7 protein-coding genes are annotated in these 12452 nt (G+C 70.8%); 2 read left to right on the top strand and 5 right to left on the bottom strand.

Going from position 1 to position 12452, the window contains the following annotated elements; translation table 11 throughout:
• Positions 1 to 46 precede the first annotated feature (46 nt).
• Entirely contained in the window at positions 47 to 1525 is a 1479-nt protein-coding gene (locus Van01_RS14970; RefSeq protein WP_204007259.1) for a cation:proton antiporter domain-containing protein, read from the top strand.
• A gap of 33 nt (positions 1526 to 1558) precedes the next feature.
• On the opposite strand, the gene Van01_RS14965 is transcribed toward Van01_RS14970, so the two are convergent.
• The 4 genes from Van01_RS14965 to Van01_RS14950 all read right to left on the bottom strand — a co-directional run bounded on the left by Van01_RS14965 (position 1559) and on the right by Van01_RS14950 (position 8309).
• A complete protein-coding gene (locus Van01_RS14965; protein ID WP_239099108.1) occupies positions 1559 to 3265 on the bottom strand; it encodes a hypothetical protein in 1707 nt (568 codons plus the stop codon).
• 318 nt (positions 3266 to 3583) lie between these two features.
• Entirely contained in the window at positions 3584 to 4297 is a 714-nt protein-coding gene (locus Van01_RS14960; protein ID WP_204007251.1) for an MIP/aquaporin family protein, read from the bottom strand.
• 48 nt (positions 4298 to 4345) lie between these two features.
• On the bottom strand, positions 4346 to 5938 hold the full coding sequence (locus tag Van01_RS14955; protein WP_204007249.1) for a xylulokinase: 1593 nt from the start codon (positions 5936 to 5938) through the stop codon (positions 4346 to 4348).
• Between the two features lie 4 nt (positions 5939 to 5942).
• The gene (locus tag Van01_RS14950) at positions 5943 to 8309 is read right to left on the bottom strand and encodes an aminotransferase class III-fold pyridoxal phosphate-dependent enzyme (RefSeq protein ID WP_239099093.1); all 2367 of its coding nucleotides are present in this window, start codon (positions 8307 to 8309) and stop codon (positions 5943 to 5945) included.
• A gap of 86 nt (positions 8310 to 8395) precedes the next feature.
• Between Van01_RS14950 and Van01_RS14945 the strand changes: the two genes are divergently transcribed.
• A complete protein-coding gene (locus tag Van01_RS14945) occupies positions 8396 to 9577 on the top strand; it encodes a PucR family transcriptional regulator (protein ID WP_239099092.1) in 1182 nt (393 codons plus the stop codon).
• A 21-nt stretch (positions 9578 to 9598) separates the two neighbouring features.
• Here the strand turns inward: Van01_RS14945 and Van01_RS14940 are convergent, their stop codons facing one another.
• Positions 9599 to 11842, bottom strand: coding sequence for a hypothetical protein (locus Van01_RS14940; protein WP_204007247.1), 2244 nt, complete (start codon positions 11840 to 11842; stop codon positions 9599 to 9601).
• Positions 11843 to 12452: the final 610 nt, after the last annotated feature.

Here is a 12452-nt window from a genome sequence, read left to right as displayed (position 1 = left end):
TCGCGACCCGTGCGCCATCGTTCAGTCCGCTCCAGGAGACCTCACCGTGCATGCTGACCTCGTGGGCTTCGGGGCCCTCGTCCTGATCGCGGGTCTGCTGGCCCGCGCGGGTCGTCGCATCAACCTGCCCACCGTGCCGTTCTTCATGCTCGCGGGCATCCTGCTCGGGCCCGGCACCCCCGGTCCGGTGCTGATCGCCCATCCCGAGGACCTGAGCCTGCTCGCCTCCCTCGGCCTGGTGCTGCTCCTGTTCCACCTGGGCGTCGAGTTCCCCGTCGACCAGGTGCTCGGCAGCGGAAAGCGGCTCTTCGTCGCCGCCGGCGCGTACATCGGGCTCAACGTCGGCGCCGGCCTGCTCTTCGGCCTCGCCCTGGGCTGGGGCGGCTACGAGGCGTTCGTGATCGCCGGGGCGCTCGGCATCTCCTCCTCGGCGATCGTGACCAAGCTGCTCATCGAGCTGCGCCGCCTGGCGAACGCGGAGACGCCTGTCATCCTCGGCATCATCGTGATCGAGGACCTCTTCCTCGCGCTCTACCTGGCGCTGCTGTCACCGCTGCTGTCCGGTGCCGGATCGGCCGGGGAACTGGTGCTGCGTATCGGCCTGAGCTTCGCCTACCTGGTGGTGCTCTTCGCCGTCGCCCGCTTCGGTGCCCGTCTGGTCGGCAAGGTGATCGACAGCAACGAGGACGAACTGCTGGCCATCCTGATGGTCGGACTGGTCGTGCTGGTCGCCGGTGTGTCGGCCGAGATCGGGGTCTCCGACGCGATCGGCGCACTGATGATAGGTCTGGTGATCGCCCGCACCCCTCTGCGGGAACGGGTCGAACGCCTGGTGCTGCCGCTGCGCGACGTCTTCGCGGCGGTTTTCTTCCTGGTGTTCGGGCTGAGCATCGACGTCGGCGACTTCGGCTCGGTGGCGGTGCCGGTGCTGCTGGCCGTCCTGATGACGGTCGTGACGAACGTGTCGGCCGGCCTGATCGCCGGTCGGCTGTTCGGGCTCAACCAACGCGGCGCCGCGAACGTCGGCCTGACCGTGCTGGGCCGGGGCGAGTTCTCGCTGATCCTGGCCACCCTCGCCATCGCCGCCGGCCTGGACGGGCGCCTCGGTCCCTTCATCGCCCTGTACGTGCTGATCCTGGCCGTGGCGAGCCCGCTGCTGGCGGCGAACTCGCGCTACCTGGCCCGGATCATCCCGGACCGGTTGCTGCACTCCAACTGGCGGTACGTGCGCGAGGAGACCATCAGCACCGCCTGCACCCACCTCGACCGGATCAACATCACCGAGTCCGACGCCGAGGCGTGCCCGCAGTGCCTGGAGAGCGGCGACGACTGGGTGCAGCTGCGGATGTGTCTGACCTGTGGCGCGGTGGGCTGTTGCAGCGACTCGGTGAACAACCACGCGGAGGAGCACTACCGGCGGACCGGCCATCCGCTGATCCGGTCGCTGGAAGAGGGCGAGGACTGGCGTTACTGCTACATCGACGGTGCCCTGGTGCGCGAGCCGATGGGTGCCACCCGGGAGTGACGGGCGTCGTCCGTGGACGACGCCCGTGCCGGCTCAGCCGAGGCGGTACACCCAGGCGCCGGCTATCTCCTCCCGGGTGATGCCGAGGCCGTCGACAGGTCGGGTGGGCAGGCCGTCCCAGGGCGTGCCGGCGAGCCGATCCGGCAGGACGACCACCGACCGGATGCCGATCTGACGGAGAAATGCGATGCTGCCCGGATCGGGGAAGGTCGTGGTCACCGCGCGGATCTGCTGTTGAGCGGCCGGCAGGAAGGTGACGGAACCGTTGGCGACGCGGGGAAATCCGTCGGTGGACCAGAGCATGATGTCGGATTCGGCCACCCCGTTGCTGGGCAGGACCAGGATCGGCTCGGTCGCCGCCCGCAGCGCCGGCGGAGCCGTCGGCACGGTGGGGTGCGGTGTCCGGTTGACGCCCTCGACCGTGACCAGCAGCAGGGGCAGCAGGAGCGCGACCGCGCTCACCGACTTCGGCCACCCGAGCTTGGGGCGATTCCGGCCGAACTCGCTTATCGCGCCCGCTGCCAGAATGGCGAGCAGCAGGCTCGTCCACACCATCAGCCGCCCCGGGGTCCGTAGCGCGTCCCATCCGGGCAGCAGCCGCGACAGGGTCAGGTATCCCGGATCGCCCTGACCGACCAGGTTGCTGCCCAGCCCGAGCGCGCCGGAGACCAGCACGCCGAGCCCGAGCAGGACGCGGTGACGGACCCGGAACGTCGAGTAGCTCAGCCCGGCCACGGCCAGCACGATCAATGTGACACCGGGCAGCAGCGCCATCTCCGGCGGCCAGGACAACTGGGCGCGGGCGGCCGCGAAGTGCTCGCCCCACAGCCACGAGTCCGCGGGCGCGACGAAGTATCCCCGCAGGGGTGGGGAGAACATCTCCGTCCAGGACAGGTCGCGGCGCGCCTCCGGGTGCAACTCCACCACCCGCAGGAAGGCGGTCCCCAACCAGATGCACACGCCACTGAAGACGGCCCCACCGAGAAGGTTGGCCAGCACCACCCGTCGACCCAACACCCAGGCGCCGGTCCGCCAGCGGGCCCAGCCAACCGCCACCAGGACCACCAGCACGGTGCCGGCCAGGAAATACGCGAGCGGCAGGCCGATCGCCAGGCCGAGGGTCACCTGCCAGGCGGCGACCAACCAACCGGCCACGACCCATCCGGGGCGGTGCAGCGCCGGTCGGTGACCGTCCCGCAGCGACCAGCCGTGGCCGCGAGCCAGCATGGCCAGGCACAGCGCGACGCCGCCGATGGAGAGGATGTTCAGATGGCCGCTGTGCGCGAGCCGCCACGGCGCGAAGGCCCAGGCGACGCCCGCCACGGCCGCCGCCGTCCGGATACCGCCCAGTTGGCGCACCAGGGCGTACGCCCCGACGAAGGCGAGTGCGTGCGCCAGGACGTAGAGGATGTTGTAGCGGAAGATGGCCGCCGCTACACCGTGGCCGAGCAGACCGGCCGGTGCGTAGCCGAGCACCACGTCGGTGTAGGCGTACGTGTACAGATTCGGGAAGAACGTATTCGAGTGCCAGAGGTTGAGCGGATCGGTGACCAGGGCATGCCCGGCCCAGGCGACCTGCCACGCCTGCAACGGGGGGTCGCCGATGTCGCCGGGGATGGTCGTCCACGGCTGCTTGAGCGTCGGCCAGGTGAGTAGAACGGCAAATGCCAGGCCGGCGACTGCCGCAAGCGTCCATTCATGCCGCAGCAGGCGCGACGCCACCCGAAAGGTACCCGCCAGCCGTTCCTGTCCGGGCCGGGACCGGGGCTGCGATTCGCCCTGCTCCGGGCCGGACTGCTCCGGCTCGGCCTGCTCAGGGCCGACGGACGGGGCTCCGAGTAGCCTTCGACGTATTGCCTGCACGTATCCTCCTGTCGATGGCCGGCGCCGACGTCATAGCGTCGCATCGATCAGAGGATAAAAGCCATCATCGATGACTACCGAAACTTTCAGGTGGCCATGTCGGCCGCAGCTCCCGATTGCTGGGAAACGGGCAAAAGCTGATCAAGTACCGAAGGCGCAAAACCGCGAGTGGTCGGACGTCAATGGTGGCCCGACTCAGCGCCCGGACGGCCGGGGCGTGCCGATCCGGGTGACGCCGGAGCCATGTTCGACAAGCGGCGCGACAAGCGCGGCCAGCACCCCGCCGAGCAGGGGGAAGACGATGAACACCCAGAGTTGACGGAGCGCGAGGCCGCCTTCGAAGATCGCTGGCCCAAACGCCCGGGCCGGATTCACCGCCGCGCCGGTAAGTGCGACACCGACCAGGTTCGCCACGCCGAGGGCGAGCCCGATCGCCAGGCCGGCGAAGCCCGACAGGTCCGTGCTGCGCTTGCTCACCACGAGCACGACCAGGACGAACAGGAAGGTCAGTACGGTCTCCAGCAGCATCGCCCCACCGGCGTTGATGTTGGTGCCGTAACCGTTGGCGCCGAGCACGCCTGTCTGGTCGTTCACCCCTCCCCAACGCACCAGCGCCCAGAGCAGGAACGAGGCCACGGCGGCACCGGCGAACTGCGCGATCCAGTATGCGACGGCCCCGAGCGCCGTGATCTTGCCGGAGAGCAACACGCCGAGGGTCACCGCCGGGTTCACGTGACTGCCGGAGAGCTGTCCGATCGTGTAGACCAACGCGAGCAGGACGAACCCGAACGCCAGCGATACCACCACCACGCCACCCTCGATCCGGGCCGCGATGGCGCTGCCCACGCCGAAGAAGACCAGGAGGAGGGTCCCGATGAACTCGGCCACGTACCGTCTGGCGTCAACCATGGCCTCAGTCTCACCAAAACCGCAGCTGCTGGCGGCGTTTTCGGCCGGTCAGCGTCGGTTGAGGCGACGGTAGACGGGGGCCAGCCGCTTGTGCAGTGGCCGGTAGACATCGAAGATCTCGTCGTAGGTGGCCCGGTGGGCGGGCGTCGGCACGAAGATCCGGTCGGTACGCATCAGGCCCGGGATGTCGGCGAAGGTGAGCTGCCCGGTGCCGACCCCGCCGATCCAGCCCGCACCCCTGGCGTTGACCGCGAGCGGTTGGGCGTCGCGGCGGATCTCGACGCCGAGCACGTCGGCGAAGATCTGGCACCACGAGTCCGACAGCGCCCCGCCGCCGGTGATGGCCATCGAGGAGACCGGCGCGCCGAGGAACCGGTTCACCGCGCCGAGCAGCCACCGGGTGTTGAACGCGACGCCCTCGAAGACCGCCCGCAGCAGATCGGAGCGGTTGGTGTCGAGGGAGATGTTGAAGAACCCGGCGCGCAGGTTGGCGTCGTCCACCGGGGCGCGTTCGCCGTAGAGCCAGGGGGTGTAGAGCACCCCGTTGGCCCCCGGCGGCACCGTCGGAATGATCATGTCGAAGGCGTCGAAGATCGTCCCCTCGTCGCGGCTGAGCTGTCCGGCGCTGAGCAGCGGGTCGTCGTACTCCACGATCTTGTCCCGCAGCCAGGTGAGGTTGGCGCCGGCGGTGGCCTGGAGGGCGGTCAGCAGGTAACGGTCGCCGATCGCACAGGGCACCGAGGCGATGCCGGCGGCGACGTCGGTCTTCTTCCGGGGCACGTGGGCGGCGATCCAGGACGAGGTTCCCACGTACAGGTGCGGCTCGTTGTCGCCGGTGGTGCCGGCGCCGATCGCCGCTGCGGTGTTGTCGATCGCCCCGGCGACCACCCGCACCGTCGTCGGCAGGCCCAGGTGCGCGGCGGCGGTCGGCGTCAGCGTGCCGATCACCTCGGTGCAGGCGACGATCGGCGGCAGTTTGTCCGCCTCGACGCCGCAGTCGGCGACCAGGGCGGGGGAGTAGCGGATGCCGCCGGGACGCCGGTTGTCGGTCACCCACGAGGTCAGAATCGAGTCGACGGTGGCCACCGTCCGTCCGGTGAGCCTCAGGTTGATCCAGTCGAGCACGTTGAGGAACGTCGCGGTGCGCGCGTACACCTGCGGCATGGTGTCGCGGACGAACAGCATGTGGGCGGCGGGGTCCTTGCCGGTCGGTGAGGGCATGCCCCCGGTGAGCCGCAGCCAGCGGGCGATCCGCCGCACCGACATCCCCTGGTACGCGGGAAACCCGCCGAACTGCCGTCGCAGGTGCGACGCGCCCCGCATGTCGAGCCAGCTGATGCACGGGGTGAGCGGTTCACCGTCGGTGTCCACCGCGATGGTCCCCTCGCCCTGGGTGGAGGCACACACCGTCGCCACCGCCCGCATCTGCTCGGGATGATCCCGTCCCAGCTCGGCGGCGACCTGCCCGAGCGCCGTCCACCAGGCGAGCGGGTCCTGCTCGGCGCCGCCACCGGGCAGCACCCGCAGCGGGACCGGCCGCTCGGCCCAGCCGGTGATCGTGCCGTCCGCGGCCACCAGCGCGGCCTTCAGGCCCGACGTGCCCAGGTCGATCGCGAAGACCTGGGGCGGACTGGCGGCCACCGGCTCAGACCCCTTCGACGAGCGCGAAGACCCGGTCGAACCGGGCGAGCGCGTCGTCGATCACCTCGTCGGTGTCGGCCATCGACGTGTACATCCGTGAGCCGGCCAGGGTGACGATGCCGTGCGCGGTGTAGGCCGCGCCCATCTGCTCCATCAGCCGCTTACGGGCCTTGTTCTCCTTGAGCAGCTTCACCGGGTTGCGCATGTCCAACAGCATCACGCCACTGCACTCAAGGTGCACGATGGACCCCTGGTTGTACGCGACGTACGGCAGTCCGTAGGAGTCGATCAGCCGTTGCAGCCCCCGGGTCAGCCGGTCACCGGCCCGGCCGGCGATCACCGGGGCGTTGGTGCGGGCCATCTCCTCGATGGCGAAGTAGCCGGCCGCGCAGGACAGCGGGTTGGCCGACAGGGTGCCGCCGACCTGGATGTGCGCGCCGCTCCTGCCGTCGAGCCCGGAGCCGAAGACCGCCATCACGTCGGCCCGCCCGCCGACGCCGCCGGCCATCGGGTAGCCGCCGGAGACCGCCTTGCCCAGCACGGTCAGGTCGGGAGTGACACCGAAGTAACCGGCGGCGCCACCCAGCCCGAGCCGGAAACCGGTGACCACCTCGTCGAAGATCAGCAGTGCGCCGAACTCGTCGCACAACTCGCGGACCCGGGCGTTGAAGTCGCGCGGCGCCGGCCGGGTACCGGATTCCGGGCCGACCGGCTCGACCACCACCGCGGCCGTGCCACCACGCAGCCGGTTCTCGATCAACTTGCGCTTGAGCTGCCCGAGGTCGTGCGGGAAGGCTTCCCGGGTACGGGCCGTCGCCCCGAAGGGAATGCCCTTGGCGTTCATCCGGTAGGTGCCGGGCACCCGCAGCCCGTACACCATCGTGTCGGACCAGCCGTGGTAGGCGCCACCGACCTTGATCACCATCTTCTTGCCGGTGAAGGCGCGGGCGCCTCGCACGGCGGCCATCACCGCCTCGGTGCCCGAGCCCAGCGACCGGTACATCTCCACGTGCGGCATGAACAGGTGGATGATCTCGGCGAGCTTGAGTTCGTACTCGTGGAACAGGCCGGTCACCGGGCCGGAGTCCCGGACCACCTCGGCGACCCGCTCGTTGACCGGGCCGTAGTTGCTGCCCAGGATCGTCGGCCCGCCGGCCTGGAGGAAGTCGATGTACGTGTTGCCGTCCCGGTCCACCAGGTACGCGCCGTCGGCCTTGTCGACCGCGAGCGGGAACGGATAGTTGAACGCCAGGTTGTGCTGCACCCCGCCCGGGATGCGCCGCTTGGCCCGTTCGGTGATCTCCTTGCTGGCCCGGCACTTGGTGTCGAAGTAGTTCAGCACGTCGAGCATCGCGTCGTGGCGCAGCCCGCGTACCGGCTGGGCGGTCAGTGCCTTCAGCCGCCGCATCACGTCGTCGACGTCCGGGTACTCGCTTATCGCGTACCCGAGCCGGGCCGACTCGATGCCGGGAGCGCCGCCCGCCTCGTCGTCGGCGGTCCCGCTGCCGGCCGCGCTTGCCGCCGCGCCCGGCGTGGTGCTCGTGGTCCGGGCGGCCACCTCGGCGGCTGTCACGTCGGCGCTCGGCAGCGCCTCGTCGGCCGGTACCCGCAGCGGCTCGACCGCCTCGGTGAGCTGCGCGGCGATCCGCTTCTCGTCGGCCCGCAGCTTGCTGAAGGCGATCTCCCGGATCGCTGTCGGAATGGTGTGGACCTTGCCCGCCTCGGTTGTCAGCGCCAGCAGGTAGGCGATGGACACCTTCTCCAACAGCGCCATGTTGAACACCGCCCGGTCGGGGTCGGTGCCGACGGCGACCACCCCGTGGTTGGCGATGATGAAGGCGTTGTCCCCGCTGGCCACCTTCTTCTGCACGTTGCGGGCCAGGAACCCGGTGCCCGACGGGGCGTAGTCGATGATCGCCACCTCCCGGCCGAGGAAGCGCACCTGCTCGTCGGTGAGCGCCGGGATCGGTCTACGCAGGAAGGCCAGCGCCGAGGCGTACGGCTGGTGGGTGTGCACTATCGCGTTGACGTCCGGCCGCTCGCGGTAGATGTTGGCGTGCATCCCGCACTCGATTGACGGCTTGAGGTCGGCTCCGGAGCCGTCGGGCACGTGCATGCCGTCGAAGTCCACGATGCAGATGTCCTCGACTCGCATCCGGTCGTAGTCGTAGTTGCTCGGAGTGACCGCGTACAGCCGGTGCCCGGGCACCCGGACCGACACGTTGCCCTCGGTGGCCTTGAGGTAGCCACGGGCGAGCATGGTGCGGCACATGTCGACGACGTGCTGGCGGGACAGTCGGTGCTGCACGGCGTTCCTCCGGTGGTCGGTCGGCCGCCGCGCCCGTACGGCCCGGTCGCCTGTGGGGTCCATCGTCGCGCGGGTGCTCCGATCGAATCACCGTCCCTTCGCCAGCGAGATTCTCTCCAGTTCTTATCCCGCCGTGACAAAATCGCCGGGTGAGCGCGCCCGTCTCCGCGACGCCCTGGCGACACCTGCCCGCCGATCTGGCCGCCGCGATGCGCCCGCACCTGCCGGCCACCGTGGCCGCCGTCGCGGTCGCCGTCACCGAGGCCACTCCCGCCTTCGCCGGCATCGCCGACGACAAGTTCGCCCGGGACGTACGCACCGCCGTGCAGGTGGCGCTCGACCGCTTCCTCGACCTCATCGGCACCGGAGAACCGGCGCTGCCACCCCGGTCCCGGGAGGTCTTCGTCGGGTTGGGTGCCGCCGAGGCGCGGGAGGACCGGGGGCCGGAGGCGCTGCTGGCCGCGCTGCGGACGGCTGCCCGGCTGCTGCTGCGGACGGCGTCACAGTCACTGGCCCGGCTGCGCCCGATCGACCCGGAGGAGCTGATCGACCTCTCCGACGCGGTGAGCGCGTACGTCGCGGAACTCGCCGCCGCGAGCACCGACGGGTACGCCCTGCAACTGCGCGAGCAGGCCGGGGAGGGCGACCGCCGTCGACACCTCGCCGAGCTGCTGCTGCGCGGCGACGGTCTGCCCAGCGCCGTCGAGTCGGCGGCGGCCCGGATCGGTTGGACCGACCTGGACGCGGTGGTGCCCGTACTGCTGCCGCTGGACCAGGCCCGCGACGTGCGGTTCCGGTACGGCCCGGACGGGCTGGTGATCGAGCGTGGTCGGGACGCCGTGCTGCTGCTGCGGTCCGGTCCCCGGGCGGCCCGCGCCCCGCTGGCCGAGGCACTGGCCGGGCGGCGGGCGGTGGTCGGCCCGGAACTCGGCTGGCCCCAGGTGCCCGCCGCCGTCCGGCTCGCCGAGCTGGCCGCCGCTCTGGTCGGCCCGGCTCCCGACCCGGTCTTCGTTGACGACCACATGGTCGCGCTGACCCTGCGCGGCGAGCAGCGGGCGTTGGCGGTGCTCACCGCCCGTCGCCTCGCGCCGTTGGCGCACCTACGTCCGGCGCAACGGGAGAACCTGCTGGCGACGCTGCACGCCTGGCTTCGACACTGGGGATCGCGCGCCGAGGTCTCCACCGAGCTGTTCGTGCATCCGCAGACGGTCAGCTACCGCCTCAAGCGGCTGCGTGAGCTGTACGGCGACGACCTGGACGACCCGGCCGTCCGCTTCGAGCTCCTGGTGGTGCTGACCGGCCAGCTCGCCGCCGATCCCGGCAACGGCTGACGGATGTCACAGGCGCTGCCACTACGCAGGTGGGGAGTCGTCGTCCGGTCCGTTGCGTCGCCTGTCGCGCAACCGGTCGACCAGCTCCCGGGCCGCCATCAGGAACGGTTCGTCGGACTCGCCCGGCCCATGACCCCGGACCGGTGGTGGGACGCTGTCACCCGGCGGCGCGACCAGGCCGTCGGGGTCGCGCAGCCGCCGGTCCACTGACGCCGGGGGACCGGTGACGGTGGGCGGCGCGTCCGGTCGGTGAGCGGAGAAGACCCATCCGCCGATCGGGTCGGTGTCCCGCCACAGGTTCACCCATCGCCAGCCGAGCCGGTCACCCACCTCGCGCAGCATGTCGTCGTCGATGTACGCGGGGAAGAGCCGAGCGTAGAGCCGGCGCAGCGGCGAGCTGTAGGTGAGCAGGGCGACCCGGTCGCTGACCTGCGGCGCCAACTGGAGGACTGTCGCGGCGACAAGCACCGAGCCCTGGCTGTACCCGGTCACAAGCACCATCCTGCCGCTGCCGGCCAGGTAGGTGATGCGTCGTGCCAGTTCCGGCACGGCCCGCTCGGCGTAACAGGGCGGTGCGAAGGGATGGGCCGCGCGGGGCCAGAAGGTCGCCAGGTCCCAGAGCACACCGACGTGACGCCGGAAACCAGGCGTCCGGTAGGCGAAGATCCCGCCGATGACCAGGCCGAGCACGGTGGCCGAGATCAACTGGCTGCCGAACCGGATGCCGAATTCGACGAATCCCGCGGGCACGCTGGCGTACCGCTGGATGACGTCGCCTGGATACTCTCCGATCAGTTCGATCACCGTGGTCGCCGCGCCGAGTCCGGCGAGGCCCGCGTAGACCACGGCCAGCGACGGCAGCCACTCGGTGAACCGGGCCCGCGCGACCAGTTGCCGTACCTGTCGCAGCCGGGCGGTGGCCTCGCCCGACGGGTTCGGGAAGTCGTGTGCCAGGATCGCGGCTGCCGCGCGGGTGCGACCGCGTCGGGACAACAGGACGGCCAGGCCCGTGACGACGAGTGTGATCAGCACCGCCCGGAAGAAGCCGTAGATCGCCCAGGTGAAGACGGGTGGTGGTCGAAGGGTGGTCCGGTCGGCGGGCGACGCGCCCCGGTCCAGCAGATCGGCCACCCGGTGCACGAGTTCGGCCGAGAACGCCACGGCGATGCCCGCCCCGACAGCCGCGGCCGCCAGGGCGCCGAGGGCGCCCGAGGCGCGGTGTTCCGACCGCCGGCCCCGACGCCACAGCAGTACCGCGGCCAGCGCGGCCAGCAGCCCGGCATGCGCCCCGAACAGCCAGGTGAGGGTGGGGGAGTAGCCGGGCAGGCCGCCCCTCTCGGGCCACCAGCCGGGTGCGGCGAGGACGTCGACGACGACCACGATGGTGAGCCCGATGGCGATGGTCCGCACGGTGCGGGCGATGCCGTCGAGTCGACGGTTCGCGGGGTCCCGCTCGATCAGCGCGGGCGTGCAGATCAGCACGACGCAGCCGGTCAGTACGGCTCCGGTGAGGACCGCCAGCGCGACTGTCGCGGGCCCGGGGCCCTGCGGGTGGGCGACCCGGGCGGCGAGCAGGCTGCCGTCGAGCGTGGCGAACGCCGCGGCGACGTGGATCGAGCGCAGCCGTCCCATGAGCGGTTCGGCATCCCACTGGCCGACCGCGCTGAGCGGATGCCCGGACCGGGTGCTCTCCGGCGGGCGGAACGCGTTGAAGGAGCGTCCGGGGCGGGTGCTGGCCCACCAGATCAGTCCGATGGCGGTGACCGGGACCAGCGTCAGGGTCGCCAGTCGCAGCCCGGTCGGTCGGCCACCCAGCCAGGACAGCCAGCTGCGTCCGGACAGGCAGGCGGGGGAGGACATGCACTGCCAGGCGATCAGGTCCAGCGCCACCCCGACCGTGGTGAGGACGTACAGCGCGGTGAGGGTGAGGCCGAGCACCCGGCACAGGGCCCGCACCACCGGATCGGTGGCGGGGTTTCCCGGGCGCATCCAGACCGCCACGTTGAGCAGCATGAACGGCAGCAGGAACACAAGCGACAGCGTCCGGACCATGGTGCCGGAGGGCAGGTCACTCCACCGGTACGCCTCCACGGTGCCGCCTGACGGGCCGGTCTCGGCGCAGGTGGGTCGGGACCGGTAGAAACCGGCGCTGCGATCTCCCGCCACCTGCACGGGCGTCTGCGACGCCTGATCGGCTGCCGGAGCGGAAACCCCGTGCACCCGCAGTTCCACAACGTCCTCGGGCCCCGCCGACCCAGCCGACATCGACCCTCCGGGAATCTCGGCAGTTCGCCCGCGCGGCCCCGGTACGAGGACCGGCTCACCCCACGGCAGATCGGGCTACCCCACCGGAGCGAGTCCACGCCTGCGATGTGCCACGAGGCGACGATCCCGTGCCCGGATCCCGGCCGTCGCAGCCCTGGTCACCAGCATGGAGGGGTCCTCGGCCGCGAGTATCCGGAAGGTCTCTGGAACTTCCGGTTGACAGTTGCCCGGTGCTGGCGTAGGCCGCCGACCTGCTACGCGGCAACAGTCAGCCAGCTTGTCGTTACTGGCCAGGGTCAACGGGGTGACCTCGCGCTGCCGGGTGGCCGAGGGAAGGTTTCGGGAATATTTCCGGAAGTTGTTGACTGGTTGGCGACGTCGAGCCAATACTGTTGGCCATCGACGAGTTAGATGATCGTCGATTGTCGCTACCTACTCCGCCGGTCATCACAAACAACCGGCAGACCACCACCCGGTACGACGTCGACAGTCGATGGTGGCCGCCCGGCCACCGGGACCGCCGGTTCGTAGCGCACTGCTGGCCACCGGCCAGCCGTCATGAGGAGGAAGCATGAGCAACGTCCCCGTCCCACCACGAAGTCGCAGGCGT

The sequence above is a fragment of the Micromonospora andamanensis genome (assembly GCF_016863495.1).
Taxonomy (GTDB): Bacteria; Actinomycetota; Actinomycetes; order Mycobacteriales; family Micromonosporaceae; genus Micromonospora; species Micromonospora andamanensis.
Note: the sequence above shows the minus strand (reverse complement) of the source record. Positions and strands in the feature narration are given on the sequence as shown.

What these genes read in the sequence shown, in the direction of transcription:
- Van01_RS14960 (WP_204007251.1), bottom strand. Translation starts at nt 4,297, where the DNA reads ATGGTTGACGCCAGACGGTACGTGGCCGAGTTCATCGGGACCCTCCTC.
- Van01_RS14940 (WP_204007247.1), bottom strand. Translation starts at nt 11,842, where the DNA reads ATGTCGGCTGGGTCGGCGGGGCCCGAGGACGTTGTGGAACTGCGGGTG.
- Van01_RS14950 (WP_239099093.1), bottom strand. Translation starts at nt 8,309, where the DNA reads ATGGACCCCACAGGCGACCGGGCCGTACGGGCGCGGCGGCCGACCGAC.